The organism is Sabulibacter ruber (assembly GCF_017355955.1).
GTDB classification, from domain to species: domain Bacteria; phylum Bacteroidota; class Bacteroidia; order Cytophagales; family Hymenobacteraceae; genus Nibribacter; species Nibribacter ruber_A.
Window position 1 is genome coordinate 1 of the sequence record NZ_JAFFID010000007.1, and the last position, 26464, is coordinate 26464.

The window sequence follows — 26464 nt, forward strand, 5'->3', positions numbered from 1 at the left end:
GAGAGTAGGTCGCCGCCAACCCCCTTACAAGGACCCCGCCCTGGAAACAGCCGCGGGGTTCTTCCGTTTCCGGGAACAGGGGGGAGGGGGGAATTGGAATGGTTCTATCTCGATAGTGTCAAACACTATTACACCAGTATTATCTGGCCTTCCTTTATCAATACTAGAATCATGCTAGGTGAATCACTACCAATCTGTTTGAACTAGTATATTGTACCCTTCTTACTTGTCCGAATATCCCATTCTTCGATTTTGTATACCGGACAGTATAATAAAATGAGTAGAACTGAAATTCTATCATTCATTCCTTTTTATCTGTTGATTGTAAATTGACAACTATATAGCATCATATTGTTGTATAAGCAGATTAAATACAGATCATTTACTCAAAAGAAGGTTTATGCTCACCGGACGCGTTAATGCCCCAGAGATTAATACCCGACATGGATGGCTTAATACTAATCGATCCTATTCACTAAAAGACTTTAGAGGTAAAATCGTACTGCTTGACTTTTGGACCTTTGGCTGTATCAATTGTCAACATATTCTACCAGACCTAAAGCGTCTAGAGAAAGAGTACGCCAACGAGTTAGTAGTAATAGGTGTTCACTCGGCAAAGTTTGATGCCGAGAAGCAACAGAATGCCATCCGGCAAGCCATCTTGAAGTTTGGGATAGAGCACCCTGTGGTAAATGATGCTGACTTTGAGGTCTGGAAACAATATGCTGTTAATGCCTGGCCTACGGTGGTTCTCATTGATCCTTACGGCAAAGTCATAGGTCAGAAGCCCGGTGAAGGAATCTATGACATCATAAAACCTCACATAGATGAACTCATTGATACATTTAAAGGACAGTTGAACCTGAGCCCCATTCCCTTTAGGGGTGAGACTCTGGAAACAACTGAATTGAGGTTTCCTTCCAAGCTTATTGCTGATAATAAAGGTTTGTTGTACCTCTCTGACAGTGGAAACAACAGAATACTAAAGCTGAATGCCACTGGCCAAGTACTGGAGGTAATAGGCAGCGGTTCAATTGGTTTCACGGATGGTCCTGCTTTAGAGGCAACATTCAATGAACCACATGGTTTGGCCCTGTATGGATCTTACCTATACGTTGCCGATGCCAAAAACAATGCTATCCGTAAAGTGAACCTTCAAACCGAACAGGTAAGTACTATCGCAGGTACTGGTGAGCTAAGCTACTATTTCTTTCATGAGGAGATAGGTGTGCCTGTTAATCCTAACAGTCCTTGGGATTTAGTTATAGAGGGCAACACACTCTACATTGCCAGCGCAGGCAACCACCAGATTCTCCGCATGGATTTGACAACTGAGAAAGTATATCGGTTTGCAGGTACTGGCCGCGAGGCTCTGGCAGACGGTTCCCTACATGAAGCCGCTTTCAACCAACCCAGTGGACTTGCATTACAAAATGGAATCCTCTACGTGGCTGATCCCGAAGCCAGCGCTATCAGAGCTGTAAATCTAAACCAGGGATCGGTGTCTACGCTCATTGGGCAAGGGCTTTTTGATTTCGGTGACGAAGATGGCGACTTTTATGACGCATTGCTGCAGCACTGCATGGGCATTACTGCTCATGGTGGTGACCTCTATGTCGCGGATACCTACAACGGCAAAATCAAGATAATGAATCTGGCTAGTGAGCGCATCAAGACCGTGGTAGCTGGCTTGGATGAACCGAATGATGTACTCTTCCATGAAGGCCATTTATGGATCACGAACACCAATAAGCACGAGCTCTGGAAAGTAAATCTGCAGACCGGGGAGCGGGAGATAGTTGCTGTTCGGTTTTAATCTATGCCCTTGTCTGAGAACATAGGTTAATAGACTCTCTTGAAAAATCAGGTTTCCCCGCTGCTTTTACATCACCAGACTAATAGGCTGTTGTACTTGGGCTTTTACGCCTTGGGCTTGCTGCAGGTGGCGCTGTTGGTGCAATACCAGAAACTCAAGAGCTTCGCCTAACCGCATCTTAAGCAAACGGAAGAATTCCACCGGAATAGCCTTCTTATTGAGGTCTGCCTTGGCCGCGGTTGCAAGAAGCTGAAGGAGCTTGTCTTGATGCTGCAGGAACTCGTCTATCACCCCCTCGGTTAGGTGGCTGTTATGCGGGTTCATGTGCTTGAGTGTTTTGTGCTTCTTGGTGCCATTGGGGTTTACTACCTCCAAAGATTTTTTCCCTATCCAGGAGTAACGCACTTCTTGAGGTGTGAGCGGAGTAGCTGTGGCAGAGAGGGCTATCTCCACGTGCGGCAGATAGAAGCGGCTGTAGCGGTTCAGGTGTTCCAGGCACTCCAGAATGCTCCAGCCAGTGGCATGAGGCTTGAAATTGAGAGCCGAACTGTCCAAAAGTAGGAACTCAGTGCGGACGGTACTTTTCTGGGCTTGGGCCAGTTGCTGAAGTTGGTTGAGGAAAGTGGTTGAGTTCATGGCGGTTATATTTTTTTATCAAAGGTATAGGCCTGGCGAATGCCGTTCCTTGATTGAAATCAAGATTTACATGATGCGGCTCAATGTTTCCGGAGTCATGCGCAAGTAAGAGGCAATGTACTTCTTAGGCACCAACTGGAAGATATGTGGGCTCCGGCGCAGCAGTCGTTCCAGGCGCTGGGCTGGGTCAGGAAGCTGCAGATCCACTTCCCGTTCAATCTTACCCACCAAGGCTTTCTCCAGTTCCATCCGCCAGAACTTCCCGAATACCGGCCGTTTTTCCTGAATCTGGTCGAAATCAGGTTTGGTGATGGCCACCAGTTCACTTCTGCGCAGAGCCTGAATGCAGTACTGGGACGGCGTCTGCGTCACCAATGACGGAAAAGCGGTAATCAACGTATTGGGGTAAGCAAAGCCTACGCAGATTTCCTCGTGCGCGGAAGGAAGATACAGCCTTAACGCGCCGCTTTCCACAAAATAAAGATGCTGTTCTGTCTGCCCTTCCCTGATGAGGAAATCGCCCCTGTTCACGGTAAAACGTTTCTTCCAGAGCGGTAAAAAGGCCTCTACATCGTCATCAGAAAAGAGAGGAACTTGTTTCAGCAGAGAGGCCAGCATAGAGGGTATGATTTTGAGTTCTTTTTCTGAAAGGAGGCGTAAAACAATTTCAGAACTAATGTTAGCTTTTTTAGCGTTTCTGAGAGGAGAAGATACCTAAATTCTCTTTCTTTCCCGTAATTTTAAAGGCTAATCGCTCCTGAACGGGAGGCGTAGCGTAAGAAAAGAGAAAGTCCAGTAAACGGAGTGTGGATCTTTGTTTTAGAAGGTGAAGTGAAGATATGTCAATACTATTCAATGATTTTGCGAGTTGGGAGCAGCATTGTAAAGCAACGGGTGAACCGTTGTACCAACCGGTGCTGGCCTACGAGATAGAGCAGAAAGGCCGTACTGAAGAGGAAATCTGGGCCGGACTGCAGCGGGCGTATGATGTCATGCGCGATGCCGTAAAGACCGGACTAACCCAGGACATGACTTCGCGCTCGGGTATGGTCAATAACGGCGCTAAGAAAGTGGCTGCCGCACCCGTAACGGTGTTGTCCAAAGAGTTTCAGCAGCTCATCAGCCGGGCATTGGGAGCCAAGGAAGTGAACTCCTGCATGGGCCGGGTGGTAGCTGCGCCTACCGCCGGAGCTTCGGGCATCTTGCCGGGTATTTTAACCACTATCCAAGAGCTGCACGGGCTGGATGACCGCAAGATCCACGAAGGGTTATTGGTAGCCGCCGGTATCGCCTTGATCATAGAAACCAATGCTTCGTTAGCCGGAGCTGTGGGTGGTTGCCAGGCCGAAACAGGCAGCGCGGCCGCTATGGGGGCCGGGGCCATTGTGTATTGCCTGGGTGGCACCGTGGAGCAGGCGTTTGCGGCCGTGGCCATCACCATTCAGTGCATGCTGGGCTTGATCTGTGATCCGGTGGCCGGCCTGGTGGAGGTGCCTTGTATTGTGCGGAACGCCAGCGCAGCGGCTATTGCGTTCTCTAGCGCTCAGATTGCCATTGCCGGGGTGAACCCCGTAATTCCGGTAGACCAGTGTGTGATGGCTTTGGGCGAGGTAGGCCAGAGCATGGAAACCAAGTACAAGGAAACTGCTTTAGGAGGCTTGGCCAATACACCTAAAGGCCGCGAGATTGAAAACATGGTCTTGGTGCAGGATGTAGAGATTCTGCCCGATGAGGACACTGTGTAAAGACTAAATGGTTCTTAAAAGCAGCACTCCCGTTTTAAGGCTGATTTACTCAAATCAACCCTAAAACGGGAGTGCTGCTTTACAGGCTTCTAGTTAACCGTTACAATATTCAGGAACTGTTCGTTCTCGTCCCAGCTAAGGCGGATAGGGCTGGTTTTATCCTGCGTAATTACTTCTACTTTCTCAATTCTTTTGATATCGGCCAGGAAACGGTTCTGGTCCACGGGTTGCTTGTTCAGTAAAACACGCAGTTGCCGGTGGTCTGAAGGGACCTTGAAATAGTCCAGCACATCATTTAGCTTAAGCAGGGTTTTCCTGTTCTTCAGTTCAATGGCCCAAACACCGTATCGGGCTTTAGCCCCCAGGGGAGCCAAGATAGCAGAGTCTCTGTAGGCTTGAACCACCTTTATTTCTTTGGGGTCTACCACTAAAGAGGCGTAATCTGTTTCATGAGCTCCTAGCAGCAGCAAAGGGCCGGTGTTAGAGACGGTGGCCAGGCCCGTGCGCGTAATGGGTCGTCTGTTCTCTAAAGAAGGCAATAGACTACCCGGTTGGGATTGTGCCCAGCCAGTGGAGGCAAAGAGCATCCCTAAGAGGCTTATCACTAATGCTTTTCTCATAGAAATAAAGCTACGCTTTTCGGGAGAGATTTGCACAGCTTTTCGTGCAGAATTAATAGTCTGGGATATCGCGTACGCTGTTGCGGGTGAGCAGCAGACCGGTCATCATAAGCAGGGCAGAAAGGATCACCACAAAGAAGAGCACGCTTTCGTTCATGCCTTCAATGGAATACTGCGGGGGAATGCTGTAGAAGAGCAGAATGGTGATCAGGCCTCGCGGAGCAATGAACAACTCTGGAATGAGCGGCACCTTGGCTATCACTTGCAGGTAAGCGTACCGCACCAGCAGGATGATACTGAAAATGGTAAAGCCCAGTACCCATACATCTAGCTGGAAAAGCTCCTGCAGGTTGATGGAAAACCCGAAGAGCAGGAAAAAGAACGTCCTGATCACAAAGGCACTCTCCCCGTTGATCTGCTTCAGCATCACAATCTCAGACTTCAAAGATTCCAGGCTGATGTATTTGGCCAGTCTGTTCTTAATGAACAGATGGGCATTGTTCAGCATCAAGCCAAAACAGAGCACCATCAGCAGAGAAGAAAGGTGCAGCTTTTTACCAATGGAATACAGCAGAATAAGGATAGCAATGATCAGGAAGAACTTGATGTGCGTTTTGATCTTATCCACAAAGAACAGCAGCAGCAGACAGCAGACAACAGAGATCAGGAAAATGCTGACCAAATCAACCGCCAAACTCACAAAGGAGCCAATGCCTACATGCTCGTTCTGCACGGCAAAGTTAAAGGCCACAATGCCAATGATGTCTGAAAACGTGGCTTCATAGACAATGAATTCGCGTTTTTCAGGGGTGAGGTTGGAGACACTGGGAATAGCAATGGCGCTGCTGATAACCGCCAGCGGAATAGCATTGATAATGGCTATGTGGTAAGGCACTTTGAGCCAGAAAGCCACAAACCAGGCTATAAGCGCGGCTGTAATAAGAAGCGTGGCCGTGGCGGTAAGCAGGGTTTTCTTGATAAGGGGCAGCTTCTCTCTGGTTAGCTCCAGGTCCAGGGCGCCCTCCAGCACAATCAGGATCAACCCGATGATCCCGAACAGCTCCAGCACGCTTCTGATACCCGGTAACGTAACATGAAAGTAAGTAGCCGCTACCTTTAACAGAATACCGGTGGTAAGCAGGAAAATAACCGATGGAATCTTGGAGCGTTTCGCGCCCAGATCAAACACATAAGAGAGAACAATTAGGCTGCTGAGAATGATAAGAAGGGTATAGGCATCTAATATCATTGGCGATGGGGTAAGTTGCACAATGCCTATGAAAGCTTATATGCCAGGCTGTTTTACGCCTGTTTTAAGGAAAATAGGCTGCTTTCAATAGGGGTAAACAGCCACAAGCCGGTCTCTTTACCATCACTAAGATACGCAAGCATCCTTACCAACCCGCATGAAATTGCAAAAGATCCTGCCTCTGGCCCTGTTGACTGTACTCTGTTCTGCCTTTCTCAGTAGCTGCAAAACCGCTGAAATGTACCAGAGCGAAGCACTGCTTCAGCCCAGCAAAGAACTGCCGGTAACCGGCCGCAAAACCATCAGCCTGAAGAAAGATTTCAAGATCGGGAGCTTTGCCGTGACCGATGTTCACCGCGGCGGGGTAAAGACAAAAGGTGCTTCGGTGGGGCCCTTCTCATCTCAGAAGGTAAGCCAGCGCTTTGAGTTTGCCTTGCAGGACAGTACCGGTGGTTCTACGTACGTCAGCTGCGAGGCAGGCTTAGATTCCAAGGAAATAAAGCTGGGGAAGATCTTCTCCGTAGGTGTGGGGGGCGATGACCGGGAAGTGTTCGTGAGCACCATCCATTTGGCCGGAGGCACTCCCTGGAAACTGATTACCAAAGACCCCGGCGCAGACCTCAGCTTCAGCAGTTTCCTGGGGATCCTGCAGAGCGATGACCGGGAAATCCATATTGAGCCGGTGTATAACTTCAAGAATCCTAACCGGGTAGGTTCCTCCACTATCTTGGGCTATGAGTTCAGGTCTGGGAAGGAAGTGTTGGGAGCGGTACAGGTGTTGAACAAAGGCAAAGTGTGGGTTAGAAAAGACCTGAGCTTTGAGCAGCAACGGCTGTTAAGCGCTGCTTCGGCGTCCTTGCTACTGTACCAGAAGCTGGAAAGAACCAACCCCGCCGAGCCGCAGAACGCCAAAGTAAAAGTACCCATCTCGCTTAGAAATTAATTGTTCCTAGACCTTTGCCCTTAACCCTTTCATGACCATGATCCGCTTTAAAACCCTTTTGTTTTCTGCTGTTGCCTCTGCCCTTTTCAGTGTTAACGGTTGCTCTGTGCCCGATATGCGGGTAAGTGAGGGCATGTCTCAGGATGCCACTGCTATGCCCGTACAAGGCCGTTCTGCTTTCAGGCTTTCTTTGGGAAAAGAGAAAGGATTCGGGTTTGGGACTTACAAGTTAGAGGACATCCAGCGGGGCTGGACCCGGCGCGCCGATTACGGCGAGGGCAGTGTTTTTCAGGTATCAGATGCCTACCAGAAATACAGCTTTGGCGTGACCGATACCACGCAACAGAAAACCTGGTTGGTGCAAGCCGCTGCCATGCTCAACACCACAACTGCCCAGGCCTCCGGTTGGTCTGTGAACCTTGACAAGCAACGCGAGTTCCTGCAGGTGGCTTTCCGGTCACCGGAGAGCGGGGAGTGGCGCATGACCCTGGCAGATCCGGGCAATTACATGGAGCGGAAAAACTTCATTGGGAAAATCAGCAATGGGACCAACGAAATTGAGGTGTTCCCGCTATACAAATGGGAAGGCAAATCTTTGCCCTCGGGTACCGCGCTAGGGTATGAATTTTCCCGCGAGGGCCATGTCTTGGCTACGGTGCAAACTGTGAACAGCGGAAAGGTATGGATGAAGAACACGCTTTCGCCAGACATGAAAATGGTACTGGCCAGCGCCTGCGGCTCGCTGCTTTTGTACAACAAACTAGACCCGGAAAATCAATAGCAGGCATCAGGAACCAAACTGAACTACAACAAGTTACCGCCACAGCTACTCTGCCCAGAGAAGCTGTGGTTTTTTCTTTATATTTTGCTTTCAAGTGAGCATAACTTACAGGAAATCTGCCACCTTTGTCGTTAATCAGTTATCAGTTTTTTAGCCAGGAGACACGCCCGTGTTTCCGTTTTATATGAGAGATTTTTTCTGGTGGTGCGCAGGCGCCGATGATGATATTTTAAGACAATGCTCCAAGTCTGAGCACATCAAGTTTGGGGGGATTGGGGCCACCGTTCTGTTCACCGGAGTGCTGGCCGCTTTGTCTGGCGGGTACGCGCTGTACACCGTTTTTGACTCTGTGGTGGCTGCGGTGGCTTTTGGATTGCTATGGGGCGCCGTGATCTTCAACCTGGACCGGTTCATTGTTTCTACCATCCGGAAGGAGGGCAGATTTGGCAAGGAGTTCCTGATGGTGCTCCCTCGGTTGGTACTGGCCCTGGTGCTGGCCCTAGTGATTTCCAAGCCTCTGGAGCTGCGTATTTTCCAGAAGGAGATAGACAGCGTGCTGGAGGAGAAAAAAGCGCAGTTGGCCATTGAACACCAGAAACTGGTAAACCAGCAATTTACCGAGACTGATTCGGTGCGCAAGGACATTGACCACATCAAGGCCGAGATTGCCACCAAATCTGCCCAGCGCGACACGCTCTACGCCCAGATGAGCGCCGAGAGCGATGGAACCGGTGGTACCAAAAAGATTGGCCGCGGTCCCATTTTCATGGAGAAAAAGGCTCAGTACGATAAGATTGAAGCCGAACTGAAGCTCCTGCAAGAGCAAAACAGCCTGCTCATTGCCGAGCGCCAGAAACGCATAGACACGCTTACCGCTCAACGCGACAAAACCATTGCCCAGGGCAAAGCCCGCTTTGAAGAGTACGGCGGCCTGATGGCTCGTCTGGAAGCATTGGACAAGCTGCCCTGGTTGCCCAGCTTTTTCATCACCTTGCTGTTCATCTGCCTTGAAACGGCCCCAATATTTACCAAGCTCATCTCCAAACGCGGTCCGTACGATGACCTGCTCCGCGATGTAGAAAGCACCACTGAGCTGGATAGCCTGGAGAAACTGGAGCAGCGCCGCCGCGAGTACGATACCCGCAAAGTCATTGATGAGGCCGGCAAAGAAGCCCGCATGGAACACTACAGCTATAACCGCCGCGAAACCATCAAAGTGGATTCTGACACCGATCTGGAGCTAGCCCGTACCAACGCGCATGCCCGCCTGAAAACCGGCAAAGAGAAGATTCGTCGCGAAACGGATAGCTACATGGAGAATTACTAAGAGTCTTTTTGTTGGCTCTTATGGAAAGCCGAAGCCGCTGATTGTGGTTTCGGCTTTTTTGTTTCAGTTGTTTTGGGGCTGGTTTTTAGGAGTCAGCTCCAAAATGCTTTACGTTTTGAAGGAGTTTTGCTGATGCTAGCGTGACTTCCGCTTGCCTATGGATTTATGAACGGCTATTTGCATAGTTGGCGGTATGCGCTCACGGCCGCAGGGCCCCGTCTTCCGCGCTCGCGCTGTACCAGCTTCCTTTGCTCCCTGGCGGTCGCAATGCCTGGCGGCACCGGAACCTGCTAAGGCGCTCGCCCGAAAGACTGGAATAGGGGAAAGAGTCATAAGCAGTAATGATGGAATTCGTGTGATGATGGAACCGTACAGACAAGGCACTGCCTTTTCTCCCGCACGGATTGCCTTACCTTACTATGGTTCAAGTCTGTGACTTGGACCTACCATGATGGCAGTTTGCAACTGCCGTGAGGCGCTAGCCTCAAAGACACGGTTGCTGATCCGCTGGCGCGAGCGTCCCGCTCGTGCCTTACTTGCACCCAATCTGTTTCAAGCCTAGAATCTTGAAATCAGCCCGGAAACGGGTTATTCGCGGCTGATCAGTTCTGGGTGGTTGGTCATAACCCCATCGGCGCCAAGGTCAAAGAGGCTTTGGATGTTCTGGGGCTTGTCTTCGGTCCAGATGAAGGTCTTGAAACCCTGGCCGTGTAGTTTTTTAATAAGGGCTTTGGAGGCGAAGTACCGGTGGATGTTGATGGCGGTGGCTTCTGAGTAGCGGTCTAAATTCCCGAATTTCAGCTCATGGTCAATGTAGATGGGAAGAAACGGGATCTTGCCCACCATGAGTTTATGGGTAGGAATAACAAAATCTGCTTGCCAGATGCGCTCCAGAACAGGGTCATAAAAGGATTGCAGCACACACCAGTCCTGCGCCCGGTTCTCTCTGATGACTTTGATGGTGTTCTCCTCCAGGCCTTGGTAATACTCTTCCTCGCCTTTTTTGAGTTCTATCAGCAGTTTCTTTTTGCCTTTGACGGTGCGCAGCACCTGCGCGAGGGTGGGAATGCGGACATCGGTGAAAGAGGAGTCAAACTTGATGCCGGCGTCCAGCTTCTTGAGTTCTGCCAAAGTAAGATCGGCAACCCGACCGGTCCCGTTGGTGGTGCGGTCTACGGTAGGGTCGTGGATCACTACTACCTGGCCGTCTTTACTTTGGTGAACGTCAATCTCTATGAAATCAGCGGAAGTTTCCAGGGCCTTTTTGATGGCCGGTAACGTGTTCTCCGGAGCAATACCAGAGGCACCCCGGTGGGCAATCACGCTTACCTTGCGGGCCTGCTTCTTCAGGACAATCCCTTTCTCCGGGGTATCAGAGCTGCCGCAGGCCGTAATGCAAAGCAACAGCAAAGGCAAGAAGAGTTGCCTTACTTTCAGATAAACCCAATTGGTGCCCGATGGTCTTCCGCTCATAGATACGCTGACCTTTCTACAGGATTCAGCGTTGAAAGATAATACTTTTTCTAATTCGCCCAACGGGCTAACAGGGCTTCTGTGGGCAAATCAGAACTTTCTATTTGGGAGGCAGAATGTCTACCTGGCGGGTGATACTTTCCTCCAGGGAGATAAAGGTCTCGGTGCGCTCTACGCCCCCTATGGTCTGAATTTTCTCGTTCAGAACTTCGCGCAGGTGTAGGGTGTCACGGCAAATAATTTTGGCGAACATGCTCCACTGCCCGGTGGTGTAGTGCATTTCCACAATCTCGGGCACTTGCCGCATTTCTGCCACAGCAGTCTGGTACGCTGAGCCTTTTTCCAGGTAGATACCAATAAAGGCGCAGATGTCATAACCTACAGCATTGGGATTGATAAAGAGGTGAGATCCTTTGATCACCCCCAAATCCTCCAATTTCTTCATGCGCACGTGTACGGTACCCCCAGAAACTTGTAATTCTTTCGCTATATCTGTGTAGGCTCTGGTAGCATCTAACATTAGCATGGAAAGAATTCTTCTATCAAGATTATCAATCTCTGGAACTTGGGCCATTTTATAGGTCTGTTTTTAACAATTCAACAAAGAAATTTATATCTTATTACAGATGTGCTAAGATACGAAAAAAATATTTACAGAATTATCAATTTACTTGATAAAGCGTTATGTTTGTTTTAACAAAACTAATAAAAAATTATTATAATTATAAAAATTTCTATGCCAACCGACTTAATTGAAGACGCAAAGGTAAGTTTAGAAGCTACTTTAGCCCAATTAAAGGGGCCTTCTACCGTAGACGTGCTCAAAGTGCAGCAAGCCATCATCAGGGCCGTGCACCAATTCATGTTTGAGCGTGGGCTGGTACAGGTAATGCCTTTGATGCTTTCTCCCATTACAGATCCTTTGAACCATGGCGTGGTAGATGCCGCTATCACGTACGCCGGTAGTCGCTGGAGTTTGACCAAGTCCATGATTTTCCATAAACAACTGGCCTTGCTGAACCCAGAACTGGAGGCTTTGTACATAGTGTCACCTAACGTTCGTTTAGAGTTTGCCGACCGTGCATTTACGGGCCGTCACATGTTTGAGTTTACGCAGGTAGATTTTGAGTTCCGCGATAAAGACGGTCCTTTTGTGCGGGCGTTCATGGAAGACCTGGTGCGCTTTGTCTTCTCTGCAGTAACAAGGGATCTGCCGGAGATAGTGGACAGATACCGCCCAGACGGCCTGCCGGAGATAGGGCAACTGGAGATTCACCGGACCGAGGAACTGGAGGCCCAGTACGGCGCAGACTATGAGCACCTCAAATCACAGGAAGCCGTAAAACCATTTTGGCTCCTGAACCACCGGCGCGAGTTCTATGACAAGGAAGACCCCGCCAAGCCCGGAACCTACCTCAACTATGACCTGATCTGGCCCGAGGGCTTTGGCGAAGGACTGTCTGGCGCAGAGCGCGAAAATGAGTACCACCAGATCCTGAAGCGCATGGACGAGACCGGTTCTGACAAAGAGGCCTTCAAATACTACCTGCAAGTAGCCAAAGAGTATGGGTTGCCTTACTCGGCCGGGGCGGGTTTTGGGGTAGAGCGCATGGCCCGGTTCATCTGCCGTATCAAAGACATCAATGAGGTAACTCCGTTCTCCCGCCGCCCGGGTACCCCGGCACTTTTCTAACAAAAACAGGTATTCTTTAAAAAAAAGAAGCGTTTTGGACCTGTTTTCTGAAAAACAGATTCAAAACGCTTTTCATTTAACCATATACTCCCCGATATTGGGGAGCCAATTCTTTTAAGTGGCATAATGGTAACCAGGTGCTGAGACAGAGATAGTTTGCTCAGGGCCGTAACCTTATCTTACATGAATACGCACAAGCATTTCATCATTGATTTTGATAGTACCTTCACCAAGGTAGAGGCCCTGGATGAGCTTTGCGCCATCTGCATTCCCGACCCGGCTCGCAGACAGAAGGTGCTCACAGAGATACAGCGCATCACAGACCTGGGCATGGAAGGCGAGATTCCTTTAGTGGAGTCTCTGGACCAGCGTCTGGCCTTGTTGCAGGCTAACCGGGAGCACATTGACACGCTCATTGAACACCTGCGGGGGCAGATCTCTGAATCTTTCAAGCATAACAAGGCTTTCTTTGAGGCTTTTAAAGACGATATCTACATCATCTCCAACGGCTTCAAAGAGTTCATTGTGCCCATTGTTCAGGAGTTAGGCGTGAAACCCGAGCACGTGTTTGCCAACAGCTTCTTGTATGACGAGGCCGGCAACATCATAGGGTTTGACCGCAGCAACGTGCTTACCCAGAACCAGGGGAAAGCCAAGCAAATAAAAGCCCTGAGCCTGCCCGGCGAAGTCTACGTCATCGGGGATGGTTACACTGATTACGAGATCAAGGAAGCCGGCATCGCTGATAAATTCTACGCCTTCACTGAGAATGTGAGCCGCGACAAAGTAGTGGGCATGGCAGACCATGTTACTCCTACGCTAGACGAGTTCCTGTATGTGAACAAACTGCCCAGTGCCCTTTCTTACCCTAAGAACCGCATCAAAGTGCTGGTGCTGGAGGGTATCCATGAGCGGGCGGTGAACATGTTCCGGCAGGAAGGATACCAGGTAGAAGTAGTAGCCGGTGCCTTGGAGGAAGAAGAGCTTTGCGCCCGTCTGCACGATGTTTCTATTCTCTGCATCCGGTCTAAAACCCAGGTGACCGCCAAAGCCCTGGAGCATGCGCCACGCCTGATGGCGGTGGGCGCCTTCTGCATCGGTACAAACCAGATAGACCTGAAAACCTGCACAGAGCGCGGCATCATTGTATTCAATGCGCCGTACAGCAATACCCGCAGCGTGGTGGAGATGGCCATTGGCGAGATCATCATGCTTTCCCGCGGATTGGTGCAGAAAAGCAACCGCCTGCACGAGGGCGAGTGGGATAAATCGGCCAAAGGCTCCAATGAGATCAGAGGCAAAAAGCTGGGCATCATTGGGTACGGCAACATAGGCTCTCAATTGTCTGTCCTGGCCGAGAGCCTGGGCATGGAAGTGTACTTCTATGACGTGGTAGACAAACTGGCCCTGGGTAATGCTAAAGTATGCCACTCCCTGAATGAATTGTTAGCCTTAGCCGATATTGTTACCCTGCACGTAGACGGCCGCCCTGATAACAAGAACCTGATCGGGCCTAAGGAATTTGAGCTCATGAAGCCGGGTGTGCTGTTCCTGAACCTGGCCCGGGGCCACGTGGTGGATGTAGAAGCCTTAGCCGAGAACATCAAGAGCGGTAAGATCAGAGGCTGCGCGGTAGACGTTTTCCCTTATGAGCCTAAAAACAACCAGGAAACGTTTGAGTCGCCGCTGCGCGGATTGCCTAACACCTTGCTGAGTCCGCACGTGGGCGGTAGTACCGAGGAAGCCCAGGAGAACATAGCGCAGTACGTGCCGTCCAAGATGATTGACTACATCAACACCGGTGGTTCTTACAACAGCGTGAACTTCCCTAACCTGCAGTTGCCGGCTCTGCGTAATGCGCACCGCCTTATCCACATCCACCGGAACGTGCCTGGTATCCTGGCCAAAATCAACAACGTGCTGGCCGAAAACCAGATCAACATTCTGGGCCAGTACCTGAAAACGAACGAAACCATTGGTTACGTGATCACCGATGTGGACACCAGGTATGACCGCTCAGTGATCAAGCAACTGAAGCAGATCCCGGATACCATCAAGTCCCGGACGCTGTACTAGACCATGTAGCACGTATCAAGTATCATCATCGTGATACTTTTAAACCTGTTTTAGGCCTGTTTCCATGAAAACAGGTTTAAAACAGGTTCTTTTATTCAATCATTCACCAATTCACTCAATCACTCCTTAAAAAGATGGCTCCCGTTTATTTCACTCCCGGCCCGGCGCAACTGTACCCAACCGTGGCAAAGCATCTACAGAATGCGTTAGACAAACAGGTGTTTTCCCAATCGCACCGGAGCCAGGCGTTCAAAGATTTATATCGCCGGGCAGATGTGGCGCTGCGGGCCCTGTTCCAGCTACCCGATGATTATGCCATTTACTTTACCGGCTCGGCTACCGAGATCTGGGAACGAAGCCTCCAGAGTTTAACCGCCGCAAACACCTACCACCTGGTGAATGGCTCTTTCTCCAAAAAATACCTAGATCATGCCAAATGGCTGGGCCGGAACGCAAAGGTACTGCAAGTGCCGTTTGGGCAAGGTTTTTCGCTTGACCAGATTCAGGTACCAACTGGTACTGAGCTGCTGGCCGTTACCCAGAACGAAACCAGTTCTGGGGTGTGCGTGCCGGTAGAAGATATCCACACCCTGCGTGAGCGTTTTCCTGAGCCGTTGATCTCAGTGGACATTGTGTCTGGGGCACCGTATGCCGCGCTTGATTTCTCAAAGGTTGATATGGCCTTCTTCTCGGTGCAGAAAGGCTTTGGTTTGCCGGCCGGGCTGGGCGTGTGGCTGGTGAATGGCCGGAGCCGGGAGAAAGCAGCCGCCCTGGAAGGAAAGCAATATACCGGCGGGCACTACAGCATCCACTCTTTGCAAGACCAGTATCAGCAGTTCCAGACGCCGTGTACGCCTAACGTCTTGGATATTTATCTGCTCACCCATGTGGTGGAAGACATGCTGGAAAAAGGAGTTGATCAGATTAGAAAAGAGACTGAGACGAAGGCGCAACGGGTGTATTCGTTCTTAGAGGAAAGTGCCCGGTTTGCACCTTTTGTACAGGAAAAAGCCCATCGGTCTCCAACTGTCTTGGTAGCCGATGTGTTGGATAAGCCTGCGGCAGAGGTAATTGCCAAGTTAAAAGCGCAGGGACTAGTGGTTGGGTCTGGCTATGGTGCGCACAAAGACACCCAGATCAGGATAGCCAACTTTCCCGCTGTGTCTGAGGAAGATATGAATGATTTGCTGGCGCAATTAAAGCAGGTTTGACTTAGATAAAGTCAATTGGTTAATTTTAGTTATATTTTTTATTTGAATTTTTAAAATCAATTGTATAAAATTGGGCGTAAAATCTATTGTATATAACAAAACAACTAACGCCCTCATGAAACAGTATTTACTTACTCTTGTGCTTTGTGCTTTTGCTTTATCGTTTGCCCCAGTTGCAACTGCCGCTCCGGAAGTTGTAATGGCCAAAGAGGAACTTCCTTTCTTCAAGAAGAAGAAAAAGTACTCCAAGGCCAGATACAAGCAAATCAAGCGGAACAATGGAAGTTATACTAAAAAGTACAGCAGCAACCGTAAGAAGAAATCACTTTGGTAATCTTCTGCCTTCTGCAAAAGCCTGTATTTTGGGCTAAACCCTTTTAATACTTTGCTTTTAGAGCAACAAAAAAGCCTTCTGAATGCAGAAGGCTTTTTTGTTTTAGCTGTTTTTACGCTGTTTTCGCCACATCTCGTTGAAAGATTGCGGAGCGGCTACCAATGGTTCGCGGCGTTTGCTCCAGGTTTCTTTCTGTACATGGCCCAGCACAAAGTTCTTCACCGAGGCAGGCGCAAAGTTGAGTAACCGTCGGTTCTTCATGCCTTTCATCCAGAATTTGAACGCCAGCTTTTCATTCTTATCTACCAAGCCTTCCTCCACGCTTTGTTTGCGGTTAAGCAAAAGCAGGCTGTGCAGGTTGATCTTTACCGGGCACACGCTGGTACAGGCCCCGCACAGAGAACTGGCGTAGCTCAGGTGCTTGTGTTCTTCCATGCTCGCCAGGTGCGGTGTTATGACCGAGCCAATGGGGCCGCTGTACGTAGTCTCATAGGTATGGCCGCCAATGTTCTTGTACACGGGGCACACATTGAGGCACGCGCCGCATCTAATGCAGTTCAGGGCTTCGCGTTGCTCAGGCTGGGCCAGCAGGTTGGTGCGGCCGTTGTCCAGCAAGACCACGTACATTTCCTCAGGGCCGTCTTTCTCGGTGGGCTGTCTTGGGCCCGTCAGGATCGTGTTATAAATGGTCACGTTCTGGCCGGTGCCGCTGGTGCTCAGCAGAGGCCAGAACAGATCCAGGTCCAGCATAGACGGGATCAGCTTCTCAATGCCGGCAATGGCGATGTGCGTCTTAGGGAACGTGGTGGAGAGGCGGGCGTTCCCTTCGTTCTCCGTAACGGCAATACCGCCCACATCGGCAATCAGGAAATTGGCCCCGCTGATACCTACTTCGGCCTGGGTGTATTTCTCGCGCAGCAGGTTGCGGGCAGTGAGCACCAGTTGCTGCGCGTCATCGGTGAGCGGAATGTTCAGTTTCTGGTGAAACAGTTCTGAAATGTCCTTTTTAGACATATGCATGGCCGGGGTCACAATGTGGTAGGGCCGCTGATCGGCGAGCTGCACAATGTATTCGCCTAGGTCTGTCTCCACCGTTTCTATGCCGTTTTTCTCCAGGTAGTCGTTCAGGTGAATCTCCTCGGTGCTCATAGACTTGGACTTCACCACCGATTTGGCGCGTTTGCGTTTCATAATGGCGCCAATCTCGCGCAGGGCTTCCTCGGCGTTCTGCGCCCAGATCACTTTTCCGCCCCGTTTGGTGAAATTGTTCTCAAACTCCACCAGGTACTTGTCCAGGTTGTTGATGACCTGGGTTTTGAGAAAGGAGGCCCGTTCCCGCGCCAGTTCATGGTGCTGGTAGGCGGTCATTCCGTTCTGCACGGCGGCGTTGTACTTGCCTATGTTGAAGCGGATCTTCTGCCGATGGTCCAGGTCAAACGCCTTGATCTCTGAGTCTTGCAGAAATTGCTTTAGTTTTATGCTCAAGGTACTTATCCGAATATATGTAAAGGGGCTTGTGCCAAATCTACTGATTAAAAAGAGAATCTACTGATTCTTAAGATGTCTGCAAAATTAACGAACCATAAGCGCAAATAGACAAAAAGGCACACGCTAATCATAGATTGTTGCTGCCTGTAGCTGGGCCCGTTTTCTATTACAGATGTCTTTCTATTGGCAGATAACGTGAAGAAGGGGCATCAGATACATTTCGGGGTTGATTTTCTGTAAACAAGCCTAAAACGATGTCTTTAGCTGCCGGACTTCAGTTCAGTTAGAAAGGCACTGATGTCGCTGGTGTCTTCTCCGGTGCTTTTTGCTAGGTCCAGGGCTTCTTTAGCCGCTTTGGTTGCCTTTGCCTCTCTTCCCGCCTTGTGCTGGAGCCGTGCGTACAGGTACAGGTTCTCTGGGTTTCTATGCAAGGCCACGGCTCTTTTCATAAGTTGGGTGCCTATTTCCATCGCTTCTTTGTCTTTGGCAAAGGCATTGAGGTACATGCCCGTCTCGTACAATGTGCGCCAATCATCTCCTGCCAGTGTTTTACTGTATGCCAGCGTCTCCTGAGCGTACCTGCGCCAGTCCTTGCGTCCGGCGTAGAAGTATATCATGGCGAGGGCATTCAGCCGTTCAGCGTCTCTGAAATTGGAGGCAACGGCTTGCTGTACTTCTTGCAATAGGACCAGATCGTTCTCTGTACCCGCCATCTGGGCGGTTTGGGTGATGATTCTTTGGGCTTTGTGTTTTACCTCTTCTTTGAACAAAGGCAGAAATTGGCCTTGGTGCCGTAAAAAGTACTGTGTAGCCGAAGAACGGAAGCCCAGATACCTGGAAAAGATAAAATGCAGGTTTTCCTCTGATGCTAGTTGCGCCGGCGTTTGGGTGGCCAGGTATTGGGCCACAACCGTCTCTTCTGGGCTATCGGTTTGGTGAAACTGGGCCAGGGCATTGCTGTAGTGGAACAAAAAGGCGGCCGATCTTTCGCCGGTGTCATACCTTCTTTTCAGGGAAAAAAGCGCTTTGTCTGGATCAAAAGCATTTTGAGCATCTGCAATGAAGTCTGCCGCAGACTTGCCACCGCCGCTCTGGTGCAACAGTTCTCCGTCTTTGTCTAAATACACATAAGTGGGAAACCCCGTGATGCCGTATTTCTTTGCCAATGCCTCTCCCTCTGCCTGGTCTTCAAAATTGATTTTATAGCTCACAAACGTGGCGTTGTAGAAGCGGGCAACTTCTTCTGTGGGAAAAATCTCTTTCTCCATTTGCCGGCAATACCTGCAACCGGGCGCTGATACATATAAGAATACCGCTTTCTTTTCTTGCCGGGCTGTTTTAAGCGTATTTTCCCAAGAGGAGGGCAAAAACGCAATACCTGTTTTTCCCTGCGCTTTCACCTGCAAGAAACAGAAGAAGAGAACCGCCGCGCAGATCCCCGAAAAAGTTATTCTATGAACCTTGAACATGCTTGGCTGTGTAGAGGCTGCTTACTTATTACTATCTGTTCGCTGGCAGCTTAAGTGCTTAATGGGTGCAAACAGCTTGGTTTTGACCCTGATCAAGGTAGCAAAATAGAGCGCTGGAAACAAAAAAGGAGAGACCAGGGGCTCTCCTTTTTACATATGCGTTCTGGGTGCAACGTCTTTCTGACTCAGAACTCAGGATTGAAATAAGCTTCGCTTAACGCTTGTTGCTGTCTACTTTGATGCGCTCAGTGCGGTTGGCCAGATCCCAGGCGGTGTAGAACACCAGGCGGGTTACTTTCTCGGCAGACTGGAAGTTGATCTTGTCTACGTCATCGGTAGGCTGGTGGTAGTCATCATGCACCCCGTTAAAGTAAAACGCAATCGGAATACGGTGCTTGGCGAAGTTGTAGTGGTCTGAACGGTAGTAGAACCGGTTAGGATCATTGGGATCATTGAAGGTATAGTCCAGATCCAGGTTGGTGTAGGTCTTGTTCGCGTTCTCTGAAATGGCGTGCAACTCAGAAGAAAGCTTGTCTGACCCGATCACGTAGATGTAATCGGCTTTGCCTTCGTGCTGCTTGTCAGAACGGCCAATCATATCAATGTTCAGATCGGCCACAGTGTTCTCCAGCGGGAAGATAGGATGGTCTGTGTAGTACTCAGAACCCAACAGGCCTTTTTCTTCACCGGTTACCGCCAAAAACAGGATGCTGCGGCGCGGGCCGTGTCCGTTCTTTTTCGCTTGAGAGAAGGCCTGGGCCAGTTCCATTACCGCTACCGTACCAGAACCATCGTCGTTGGCGCCGTTGTACACCACGCCGTTCTTGATGCCTTCGTGGTCATAGTGCGCACTGATCACAATCAGTTGGTCTTTCAGGTCAGAGCCCTCCACGTAGCCTAATACGTTCTCGGTAGGCAATGGCTGGCGGTTACGGGCGGTTTTGATCTTTACGTTGGTCGCCACTTTGTAAGGAGAAGCCACTGCTTTTCCGGCTTTGGCCACTGAGGCACCGTAGTTAGCCAATTGCTCTGGCTTGGTGTTCAGCAACGCGGCGGCCATGCTTGGCGAGATGTAGATGTTAGCGGCACGAGGCTGGGTAGCAGTAGTGCCAAACCCGATGGACGGACGAGACAACATGCCGGCGTAGCGGCCAGTCAGTTGCTGGAACTCGGCATCGGTGGTGCCCATCACTACCAGCACGCTTTTCGCGCCTTTCTTGGTGGCAGCGGCGGCTTTGGTGCGGGCGTCTTGTGACCAGGTGCTCATTTTATCTGAGCCGCTGATGAGGTAGTTGCCGTCGGCTTTCTTAGGCTCACCGGCCAGTACTACCACGGCTTTGCCGGTCACGTCCAGGTTGGTGTAGTCTGAGTAGGCAGGCTCATCAATGCCGTAGCCGGCAAACACCACTTGCGCGGTTTCCTCGTTCTGGTACGGCGAAGCGCCCAGCACGTAGAAGTCTTTGCCCATGGTGAACCGCTTGGAGCCCACGGTCACGTAGCCTTCGCCCCAGCTGCTTTTCTCCAGGTCAAAAGCTTGGTAATACGGGTTGGAACCGGTTTTTACCGGACCCGGAACGCCGTTCGCCTTGAAGTGGTTGGCAATGTATTCAGCGGCCATTTTCTGGCCACGCTCACCGGTTTCGCGACCCTCCAGTGAGTCAGAGGCTAATACGCGCAGGTATTTCTCTAAATCGGCGGCCGTGATGGTGTTGGCGTACTGCGTAGGATTGGCGGCGGCTGGGGAAGCGGCCGAACTACTGCCCGCGGCAGCACCTCCCGCGTTGGAAGCAGAAGGAGTTTGAGACGATGAGCAAGCCGACAGGAAAGCGGCGGCCAGGCCCAACGTATACAAATGTTTTTTCATGAAACTTGTCTGTTGATCTGGAATAAGACCTTAATGGTACTCATTTTTTGCCGAACGAACAAACGATAGCCGTTTTCGCCCTGATTTTGTTAAAACAAGCTGAAAACGGCTGTCATTTTATTGCGCCTGGCGGTGGATGAGCACGGTGGCATACGCAGCCACGCCTTCTTTCTTGCCCACAAACCCCAGTTGCTCGGTAGTAGTGGCTTTGATAGAAACGTCATCCTCCGGAATGCCCATCACCTCGGCCAGGCAGGTTTTCATGGCCGGAATATGGGGGTTCACCTTGGGTTCCTGCAGGCATACGGTAGAATCAATGTTGCCCACCTCGTAGCCTTTCTCCCGGATCAAATTCATGACTTCGCGCAGCAGGATTTTGCTGTCAATGCCTTTGTACTTTGGGTCTTTGTCTGAGAAATGGTAGCCGATGTCGCGCAGGTTGGCGGCTCCCAGTAGGGCATCGCAGATCACGTGGATCAGCACATCAGCGTCCGAGTGGCCCAAAGCGCCGTGCGTGTGAGGAATTTTGATGCCGCCCAACCAGAAGTCCAGGCCTTCCTTAAGTTGGTGCACGTCATAGCCGAAGCCGGTTCTTATGTTAAAGCTCATAGAGTGGATGCTAGCAACTAGAGGTTAGATGCTAGACTTTGTTAGCGTAGTGTCTTTTTAATAGTGCAAAGTAAATCACACTATTTGTCATTCTTGGCACTTTCTGTCATTCTTAGCCCTTGTTGGTGTTATCACCAACAAGCGGGTGAACGCTTGCTTTACAAGGGCAGCCTTGGGTTTGTTGGTGATAACACCAACAAGGGCAGGAAGGCAGGTCTCTGAAGTGAGATGCTAAGCTTTGTTCGCGTAGTGCCTTTTTGATAGGTTGAAACAAATCACCCCATCTGTCATCTTGGAAAGATCTTGTAGGCGAATGGTAGTAGCGCTAATCAAACGCCTATGCCGTTCGCTCACAAGATCCTTTCAGGATGACAAAAGAAGAAGAATAATGGATTGAATCGTCAGCGGAAACGCAGGGCTTGTAAAAGGCCTCTGCAGAAGTTTTCCGTTTCGGGGGTGATTTTCAGAAATCAGCCCCGAAACAGGTTAGTTCTCTTCCTGTACTTCTTCCAGTTCTTCCTGGGCCTCGTTGCCGGGGGCTGCTTTGTAGATAAGCGTAGAGCAGTTATCGGGGCGGAGGATTTCCTGGGCCTGGCGGTAGATGTCTTCTGAGGTGACGGCCTGTACCAGCGCGCCTTCCTCGTTGATGAAGTTGGGGTTGCCCATCAGTTTTCCGAAGGCCAGGTTCATGGCACGGTTCAGCAGCTCAATCTCCGAGAAGACAATAGATGTCTCGGCCTGATTTTTCACCTTCTGCAGTTCTTCCTCGCTCACGTGCTCGCTCCGGATTTTCTCCACAATGGCCTCTACGGCGGCATTGGCAGCTTGCGGATCTACGCCCACGTTCAGTTTGCCCTGGATCACCAGCAAGCTTGGTTCCAGCGATCCCGTCGCGAAGGAGGAAATGGAGTTGAACAGTTTCTGCTCTTTCACCAGCTCGTTGTACAGGCGGGAAGAATCTCCGCGGCCCAGTACATCGCTCAGCAGATCGGCGGCGTAGTAGTTGGGGTTGGTGCGGCCGGGCATGTGGTAGGCTTTGTAGAGCGCGGTGAGCGGCACTTCGGCTTCCACTTCCAGCAGGCGCGCCTCGGTTTGGCGGGGCTCCTGTGGCAGGTTGCGTTCGTACTTCACGCCGCCCGGAATAGGGCCGAACCATTTCTCGGCGAGTTCTTTGGCACGCTCAAAGGTGATGTTGCCGCCTACTACCAGAATGGCGTTGGCTGGCGAGTAGTGTTTCTGGAAAAACGCCCGCACATCGTCCATCACGGCGTTCTCAATGTGGCTGATCTCCTTGCCGATGGTAGCCCACTTGTACGGGTGCGTTTTGTACGCCAGCGGCCGAAGCTTGAGCCACACATCGCCGTAGGGTTGGTTCAGATAGTTCTGTTTGAACTCCTCCACCACTACTTTGCGCTGCACTTCCAGGCCGTGCTCGCTGAACGCCAGACTCAGCATGCGGTCAGACTCCAGCCAGAAGCCGGTTTCAATGTTCTGCGCCGGCACGGTGAGGTAGTAGTTGGTAATATCAGGGGAGGTGAAGGCGTTATTCTCTCCGCCGGCCTGCTGCAGCGGCTCGTCATAGTTGGCAATGTTCACCGATCCGCTGAACATCAGGTGCTCAAACAGGTGCGCAAAGCCTGTATGCTGCTCGTCTTCATCGCGGGAGCCCACGTTGTAGAGCACGTTCAAAACCGCCAGCGGCGTGGTGGGGTCTTCGTGCACAATGCAACGCAGGCCGTTATCTAAGGTAAATTCTTTGAAATGAATCATAAGTCTAAGCTAAAAAGAAGCTCCTTTTGGTAAGGTATCATTCTAACGCGCCGGGCCGGGCGGTGTTGCAGACCAGCCCTGCGCGTTCTATTTTGGGCCTGTTTTCGCAGAAATAGCCCTTAAATGACAAAAGTAAAAATAACTAAGCTACTATTTCTCCCCTTCATTGATTGCCGTAAATTTACGGCCTCGCAGAAAACGCGAACACCATGAAATTCAACAGAAAAGACTATACAGACGACGACCTCCTGCACTTGTACCGGGGAATTTTGAAACCCCGCATGATTGAAGAGAAGATGTTGATCCTGCTGCGGCAGGGCAAAGTGAGCAAGTGGTTTTCGGGCATCGGGCAGGAGGCCATCTCGGTGGGTTCCACCCTGGCGCTGGAAGAAGACGAATACATTCTGCCGTTGCACCGCAACCTGGGCGTGTTCACCTGCCGCAACATTCCTTTGGACCGCCTGTTTGCCCAGTTCCAGGGCAAGAGAACCGGTTTCACCAAAGGCCGCGACCGTTCTTTCCACTTTGGCAGCAACGAGCACCACATTGTGGGCATGATCTCGCACCTGGGCCCGCAATTGGCCGTGGCCGATGGCATTGCCTTAGCCGAGATGCTGGACAAACGCGAGAAAGTGACCTTGGTGTACAGCGGCGACGGCGGAGCCAGCGAAGGCGACTTCCACGAAGCCCTGAACGTAGCCGCCGTGTGGAGCCTGCCCGTGATCTTCATGATTGAGAACAACGGCTACGGTTTATCCACACCCAGCAACGAGCAGTTCAAGTGCCAGCACTTCACCGATAAAGGCCCGGCCTACGGCATTGATGCGCTGCAGATAGACGGCAACAACGTGCTGGAAGTCTATGACACCGTGCGACAGGCCGCTTACAGCATCCGCAAGAATCCGCGTCCGTTGCTCATTGAAGCCATGACCTTTAGGATGCGCGGGCACGAAGAGGCCTCAGGGACCAAGTACGTGCCGCAGGAGCTGTTTGAGCGCTGGAGCAAGAAAGACCCGGTAGAGAACTTTGAGAAATACCTGCTGGATGAGAAGGTGCTCACGCCTAAGTCTATGGCGACCATCAAAGAAGAAATCCGGGAGGAGATTGAGCGCGGTCTGGAGATTGCCCACGCCACGCCTATGCCGGTGGCAGACCCTAAAGAAGAGCTCGCCGATATGTACCAGCCGTTCATCCAGACGGTGATCAAACCCAAAGACAGCGCCCGTTCAGAGCGCCGCTTCGTGGATGCCGTGTCTGACGGGTTGCGCCAGAGCCTGGAGCGTTACCCGGAGCTGGTGATCATGGGCCAGGACATTGCCGAGTACGGCGGGGTATTCAAGGTGACCGAAGGCTTTGTGGATAAGTTTGGGAAAGAGCGCATCCGCAACACGCCTTTGTGCGAGTCGGCCATCCTGGGCGTTGGGCTGGGGATGTCTATCAAGAAAAAGAAATCGGTGATTGAGATGCAGTTCGCTGATTTCGTGAGCGCCGGTTTCAGCCAGATTGTGAATAACCTGGCCAAAAGCCACTACCGCTGGGGCCAGAACGCCGATGTGGTGGTACGCATGCCTACGGGTGCCGGGGCAGCGGCCGGGCCGTTCCACTCACAAAGCAACGAGGCTTGGTTTTTCCACACGCCGGGCCTCAAGATTGTGTACCCGTCTACTCCCTATGATGCCAAAGGCTTGCTGAACGCGGCCATTGAAGACCCTAACCCGGTCATGTACTTTGAGCACAAGCTGCTGTACCGTTCCTTGACTGAGGCTATTCCAGATGACTACTACACCGTGGAAATAGGCCGGGCCAGACTGGCGCAGGAAGGCTCTGATTTCTCTATCATCACGTACGGCATGGGCGTGCACTGGGCCAAACAGCTCCTGCAGACCATGCCAGACGTAAGTGCCGATATCCTGGATCTCCGTTCGTTGCTGCCCTGGGACAAAGAAGCCGTGCGCCAGACCGTAGCCAAGACCGGCCGCGTGATTGTGCTGCACGAAGACACCATTACCGGAGGCATTGGCGCCGAGATTGCCGCCTGGATCTCTGAGCACTGCTTTACTCAGTTAGATGGTCCGGTGGTGCGCGTAGGCGGCCTGGATACCGCCGTGCCGTTTGCCCCGCCGCTGGAGCAGGAATTCCTGCCGGTGAAAAGACTGAGAGAAAGAGTAGAAGCGTTATTAAGCTTCTAGGAAGATAATGGTTTCTGATTTAGGACTGTTTTCCTGAAAGCAGCCCTAAATCAGGAATACCCATGGCCAATATGCGTTGGTACACGTATACATAATTTACTCTAGTATGAAAAAGCTCCGTTTTGCGGCAGGATTGGTGGTTTTGTCCATAGGTCTTTCCTTGGCCGGGTGTAGTGCCAACCGGATTGCCTGCCCGGATGTGTCCGGGAAAAAGAAGTTCTCGGTGGCCGGTATGTTCAAGAAAAATGAGCCTACCCCCGAGGACCAGGCCAACGAAGGCCGCGATTACGGTGGCCGTGACATGGAGTATGACAAACAGGGACTCCTTAAAAAGAAGAAAACCCGGGTACCTGTTCCCAAACGAAAGAGAAGTTTACTTGAACGAGTAGGATTAGGATGAAACACACGCTACGCTTTTTTTCTTTCTTAACGGTAGTCTTTCTGGCAGTTCTGATGGCCCAACCGGTAGCCGCTCAAACGGAGTATCTTACCCCCGGGCAGCAGAAGCGTGAGGTGCGCCATAGCGTAAAAGAGGCCAAAAAGATGAAAACCGATTTCAGTGAATCACACCTTGACGTAAGTGCGTACAACTTTAAGATGGGGGAAAGTGGCCGTAAGCTGAAGAAACGGAAGAAAAGAGAGCAAATGCCCATCAACGAAGACGGTTCTGCGGTTGTAAAACCCAAGCTGTTTTCAAGAAAGACCGCCCTGGTGAAAGTGAAAAGGAACTGAGGCGTTTAACAGAACACAAGTAATTAGAAGAGAAACCTATGCAGTGGCAGCAATTAACCAGTACAGAACAAATAGATCAGATTAAAGAAGAGTCAAAAGGACAACCCGTAGTTATTTTCAAACACAGTACCACGTGCTCCATCAGCGCCACCGCCAAAAGCAGGCTGGAGCGCCAGTGGGACGATGTCGGTCTGGGCAGTATCAAACCGTACTACCTGGACCTGTTGAACTACCGGCCTGTGTCAAATGAGATAGCCCAGTCTTTTGACGTACGGCATGAGTCGCCGCAGTTATTGCTCATCAAAGATGGGCAGTGCCATTACCACGGTTCCCACCTCGGGATCAACCTGCAGGAAGTGAAAAAGTTAGCCTCTTAATAAACAGCAAAAATCCCCTTGCCGGTGTCACTTGAAATAAACACTGGCAAGGGGATTCCTGT

24 protein-coding genes are annotated in these 26464 nt (G+C 50.9%); 13 read left to right on the plus strand and 11 right to left on the minus strand.

What is annotated here, in order from left to right; all coding sequences use genetic code 11:
- Positions 1 to 400: 400 nt before the first annotated feature.
- A complete protein-coding gene (locus tag JT719_RS23155; RefSeq protein WP_207436151.1) occupies positions 401 to 1816 on the plus strand; it encodes a thioredoxin-like domain-containing protein in 1416 nt (471 codons plus the stop codon).
- Positions 1817 to 1882: 66 nt separating this feature from the next.
- Here JT719_RS23155 and JT719_RS23160 read toward each other — a convergent pair whose 3' ends face one another.
- The gene (locus tag JT719_RS23160; RefSeq protein WP_207436152.1) at positions 1883 to 2452 is read right to left on the minus strand and encodes a DinB family protein; all 570 of its coding nucleotides are present in this window, start codon (positions 2450 to 2452) and stop codon (positions 1883 to 1885) included.
- A 66-nt stretch (positions 2453 to 2518) separates the two neighbouring features.
- A complete protein-coding gene (locus tag JT719_RS23165) occupies positions 2519 to 3070 on the minus strand; it encodes a Crp/Fnr family transcriptional regulator (protein ID WP_207436153.1) in 552 nt (183 codons plus the stop codon).
- Between the two features lie 221 nt (positions 3071 to 3291).
- Between JT719_RS23165 and sdaAA the strand changes: the two genes are divergently transcribed.
- On the plus strand, positions 3292 to 4197 hold the full coding sequence (sdaAA, locus tag JT719_RS23170) for an L-serine ammonia-lyase, iron-sulfur-dependent, subunit alpha (protein ID WP_207436154.1): 906 nt from the start codon (positions 3292 to 3294) through the stop codon (positions 4195 to 4197).
- Positions 4198 to 4286: 89 nt separating this feature from the next.
- Here the strand turns inward: sdaAA and JT719_RS23175 are convergent, their stop codons facing one another.
- Both JT719_RS23175 and JT719_RS23180 read right to left on the minus strand, forming a co-directional pair.
- On the minus strand, positions 4287 to 4817 hold the full coding sequence (locus JT719_RS23175) for a hypothetical protein (RefSeq protein ID WP_207436155.1): 531 nt from the start codon (positions 4815 to 4817) through the stop codon (positions 4287 to 4289).
- A 52-nt stretch (positions 4818 to 4869) separates the two neighbouring features.
- Positions 4870 to 6066 (minus strand): cation:proton antiporter domain-containing protein, encoded by a 1197-nt coding sequence (locus JT719_RS23180; protein WP_207436156.1) that lies wholly within the window; start codon positions 6064 to 6066, stop codon positions 4870 to 4872.
- A 157-nt stretch (positions 6067 to 6223) separates the two neighbouring features.
- Here JT719_RS23180 and JT719_RS23185 point away from each other — a divergent pair, with 157 nt between their 5' ends.
- The 3 genes from JT719_RS23185 (at position 6224) to JT719_RS23195 (ending at position 9117) form a co-directional block, all read left to right on the plus strand.
- Positions 6224 to 7009: a hypothetical protein gene (locus JT719_RS23185; RefSeq protein ID WP_207436157.1), complete on the plus strand. Its 786-nt coding sequence runs from the start codon at positions 6224 to 6226 to the stop codon at positions 7007 to 7009.
- A 37-nt stretch (positions 7010 to 7046) separates the two neighbouring features.
- Positions 7047 to 7790 carry a hypothetical protein gene (locus JT719_RS23190; protein WP_207436158.1) on the plus strand — a complete coding sequence of 248 codons (744 nt, stop codon included), beginning with the start codon at positions 7047 to 7049 and terminating at the stop codon, positions 7788 to 7790.
- Positions 7791 to 7974: 184 nt separating this feature from the next.
- A complete protein-coding gene (locus tag JT719_RS23195; RefSeq protein ID WP_207436159.1) occupies positions 7975 to 9117 on the plus strand; it encodes a DUF4407 domain-containing protein in 1143 nt (380 codons plus the stop codon).
- A gap of 588 nt (positions 9118 to 9705) precedes the next feature.
- On the opposite strand, the gene JT719_RS23200 is transcribed toward JT719_RS23195, so the two are convergent.
- Entirely contained in the window at positions 9706 to 10590 is an 885-nt protein-coding gene (locus JT719_RS23200; RefSeq protein WP_207436160.1) for a glycerophosphodiester phosphodiesterase, read from the minus strand.
- A gap of 100 nt (positions 10591 to 10690) precedes the next feature.
- On the minus strand, positions 10691 to 11164 hold the full coding sequence (locus tag JT719_RS23205) for an Lrp/AsnC ligand binding domain-containing protein (protein WP_207436161.1): 474 nt from the start codon (positions 11162 to 11164) through the stop codon (positions 10691 to 10693).
- 162 nt (positions 11165 to 11326) lie between these two features.
- Here JT719_RS23205 and JT719_RS23210 point away from each other — a divergent pair, with 162 nt between their 5' ends.
- From JT719_RS23210 to JT719_RS23225, 4 genes are all read left to right on the plus strand, one after another.
- Positions 11327 to 12283: an asparagine synthetase A gene (locus JT719_RS23210; protein WP_207436162.1), complete on the plus strand. Its 957-nt coding sequence runs from the start codon at positions 11327 to 11329 to the stop codon at positions 12281 to 12283.
- Positions 12284 to 12466: 183 nt separating this feature from the next.
- Complete coding sequence (gene serA, locus JT719_RS23215) at positions 12467 to 14359, plus strand: phosphoglycerate dehydrogenase (protein WP_207436163.1); 1893 nt, start codon at positions 12467 to 12469, stop codon at positions 14357 to 14359.
- Positions 14360 to 14493: 134 nt separating this feature from the next.
- On the plus strand, positions 14494 to 15570 hold the full coding sequence (locus JT719_RS23220; RefSeq protein WP_207436164.1) for an aminotransferase class V-fold PLP-dependent enzyme: 1077 nt from the start codon (positions 14494 to 14496) through the stop codon (positions 15568 to 15570).
- Positions 15571 to 15685: 115 nt separating this feature from the next.
- Positions 15686 to 15904 carry a hypothetical protein gene (locus tag JT719_RS23225; RefSeq protein WP_207436165.1) on the plus strand — a complete coding sequence of 73 codons (219 nt, stop codon included), beginning with the start codon at positions 15686 to 15688 and terminating at the stop codon, positions 15902 to 15904.
- 102 nt (positions 15905 to 16006) lie between these two features.
- Here the strand turns inward: JT719_RS23225 and JT719_RS23230 are convergent, their stop codons facing one another.
- From JT719_RS23230 to JT719_RS23250, 5 genes are all read right to left on the minus strand, one after another.
- On the minus strand, positions 16007 to 17389 hold the full coding sequence (locus tag JT719_RS23230) for a LutB/LldF family L-lactate oxidation iron-sulfur protein (protein ID WP_242693437.1): 1383 nt from the start codon (positions 17387 to 17389) through the stop codon (positions 16007 to 16009).
- Between the two features lie 263 nt (positions 17390 to 17652).
- Positions 17653 to 18861, minus strand: coding sequence for a thioredoxin family protein (locus JT719_RS23235; protein ID WP_242693438.1), 1209 nt, complete (start codon positions 18859 to 18861; stop codon positions 17653 to 17655).
- A 214-nt stretch (positions 18862 to 19075) separates the two neighbouring features.
- Positions 19076 to 20725 carry a M28 family peptidase gene (locus JT719_RS23240; RefSeq protein WP_207436167.1) on the minus strand — a complete coding sequence of 550 codons (1650 nt, stop codon included), beginning with the start codon at positions 20723 to 20725 and terminating at the stop codon, positions 19076 to 19078.
- A gap of 117 nt (positions 20726 to 20842) precedes the next feature.
- Entirely contained in the window at positions 20843 to 21334 is a 492-nt protein-coding gene (ispF, locus tag JT719_RS23245; RefSeq protein ID WP_207436168.1) for a 2-C-methyl-D-erythritol 2,4-cyclodiphosphate synthase, read from the minus strand.
- 486 nt (positions 21335 to 21820) lie between these two features.
- On the minus strand, positions 21821 to 23104 hold the full coding sequence (locus tag JT719_RS23250; RefSeq protein ID WP_207436169.1) for a M16 family metallopeptidase: 1284 nt from the start codon (positions 23102 to 23104) through the stop codon (positions 21821 to 21823).
- 209 nt (positions 23105 to 23313) lie between these two features.
- Here JT719_RS23250 and JT719_RS23255 point away from each other — a divergent pair, with 209 nt between their 5' ends.
- The 4 genes from JT719_RS23255 (at position 23314) to ytxJ (ending at position 26402) form a co-directional block, all read left to right on the plus strand.
- Positions 23314 to 25293 (plus strand): alpha-ketoacid dehydrogenase subunit alpha/beta, encoded by a 1980-nt coding sequence (locus tag JT719_RS23255; RefSeq protein WP_207436170.1) that lies wholly within the window; start codon positions 23314 to 23316, stop codon positions 25291 to 25293.
- A 106-nt stretch (positions 25294 to 25399) separates the two neighbouring features.
- Positions 25400 to 25693, plus strand: a complete 294-nt coding sequence (locus JT719_RS23260; protein WP_207436171.1) for a hypothetical protein — start codon at positions 25400 to 25402, stop codon at positions 25691 to 25693.
- On the plus strand, positions 25690 to 26025 hold the full coding sequence (locus JT719_RS25370; RefSeq protein WP_242693439.1) for a hypothetical protein: 336 nt from the start codon (positions 25690 to 25692) through the stop codon (positions 26023 to 26025). The genes JT719_RS23260 and JT719_RS25370 overlap by 4 nt, the downstream gene beginning before the upstream one ends.
- 38 nt (positions 26026 to 26063) lie before the next feature.
- Positions 26064 to 26402: a bacillithiol system redox-active protein YtxJ gene (gene ytxJ, locus JT719_RS23270; RefSeq protein WP_207436172.1), complete on the plus strand. Its 339-nt coding sequence runs from the start codon at positions 26064 to 26066 to the stop codon at positions 26400 to 26402.
- The last annotated feature ends 62 nt before the right edge of the window (positions 26403 to 26464 follow it).

What these genes read in the sequence shown, in the direction of transcription:
- JT719_RS23155 (WP_207436151.1), top strand. Translation starts at nt 401, where the DNA reads ATGCTCACCGGACGCGTTAATGCCCCAGAGATTAATACCCGACATGGA.
- JT719_RS23160 (WP_207436152.1), bottom strand. Translation starts at nt 2,452, where the DNA reads ATGAACTCAACCACTTTCCTCAACCAACTTCAGCAACTGGCCCAAGCC.
- JT719_RS23165 (WP_207436153.1), bottom strand. Translation starts at nt 3,070, where the DNA reads ATGCTGGCCTCTCTGCTGAAACAAGTTCCTCTCTTTTCTGATGACGAT.
- sdaAA (WP_207436154.1), top strand. Translation starts at nt 3,292, where the DNA reads ATGTCAATACTATTCAATGATTTTGCGAGTTGGGAGCAGCATTGTAAA.
- JT719_RS23175 (WP_207436155.1), bottom strand. Translation starts at nt 4,817, where the DNA reads ATGAGAAAAGCATTAGTGATAAGCCTCTTAGGGATGCTCTTTGCCTCC.
- JT719_RS23180 (WP_207436156.1), bottom strand. Translation starts at nt 6,066, where the DNA reads ATGATATTAGATGCCTATACCCTTCTTATCATTCTCAGCAGCCTAATT.
- JT719_RS23185 (WP_207436157.1), top strand. Translation starts at nt 6,224, where the DNA reads ATGAAATTGCAAAAGATCCTGCCTCTGGCCCTGTTGACTGTACTCTGT.
- JT719_RS23190 (WP_207436158.1), top strand. Translation starts at nt 7,047, where the DNA reads ATGATCCGCTTTAAAACCCTTTTGTTTTCTGCTGTTGCCTCTGCCCTT.
- JT719_RS23195 (WP_207436159.1), top strand. Translation starts at nt 7,975, where the DNA reads ATGAGAGATTTTTTCTGGTGGTGCGCAGGCGCCGATGATGATATTTTA.
- JT719_RS23200 (WP_207436160.1), bottom strand. Translation starts at nt 10,590, where the DNA reads ATGAGCGGAAGACCATCGGGCACCAATTGGGTTTATCTGAAAGTAAGG.
- JT719_RS23205 (WP_207436161.1), bottom strand. Translation starts at nt 11,164, where the DNA reads ATGGCCCAAGTTCCAGAGATTGATAATCTTGATAGAAGAATTCTTTCC.
- JT719_RS23210 (WP_207436162.1), top strand. Translation starts at nt 11,327, where the DNA reads ATGCCAACCGACTTAATTGAAGACGCAAAGGTAAGTTTAGAAGCTACT.
- serA (WP_207436163.1), top strand. Translation starts at nt 12,467, where the DNA reads ATGAATACGCACAAGCATTTCATCATTGATTTTGATAGTACCTTCACC.
- JT719_RS23220 (WP_207436164.1), top strand. Translation starts at nt 14,494, where the DNA reads ATGGCTCCCGTTTATTTCACTCCCGGCCCGGCGCAACTGTACCCAACC.
- JT719_RS23225 (WP_207436165.1), top strand. Translation starts at nt 15,686, where the DNA reads ATGAAACAGTATTTACTTACTCTTGTGCTTTGTGCTTTTGCTTTATCG.
- JT719_RS23235 (WP_242693438.1), bottom strand. Translation starts at nt 18,861, where the DNA reads ATGTTCAAGGTTCATAGAATAACTTTTTCGGGGATCTGCGCGGCGGTT.
- JT719_RS23240 (WP_207436167.1), bottom strand. Translation starts at nt 20,725, where the DNA reads ATGAAAAAACATTTGTATACGTTGGGCCTGGCCGCCGCTTTCCTGTCG.
- ispF (WP_207436168.1), bottom strand. Translation starts at nt 21,334, where the DNA reads ATGAGCTTTAACATAAGAACCGGCTTCGGCTATGACGTGCACCAACTT.
- JT719_RS23250 (WP_207436169.1), bottom strand. Translation starts at nt 23,104, where the DNA reads ATGATTCATTTCAAAGAATTTACCTTAGATAACGGCCTGCGTTGCATT.
- JT719_RS23255 (WP_207436170.1), top strand. Translation starts at nt 23,314, where the DNA reads ATGAAATTCAACAGAAAAGACTATACAGACGACGACCTCCTGCACTTG.
- JT719_RS23260 (WP_207436171.1), top strand. Translation starts at nt 25,400, where the DNA reads ATGAAAAAGCTCCGTTTTGCGGCAGGATTGGTGGTTTTGTCCATAGGT.
- JT719_RS25370 (WP_242693439.1), top strand. Translation starts at nt 25,690, where the DNA reads ATGAAACACACGCTACGCTTTTTTTCTTTCTTAACGGTAGTCTTTCTG.
- ytxJ (WP_207436172.1), top strand. Translation starts at nt 26,064, where the DNA reads ATGCAGTGGCAGCAATTAACCAGTACAGAACAAATAGATCAGATTAAA.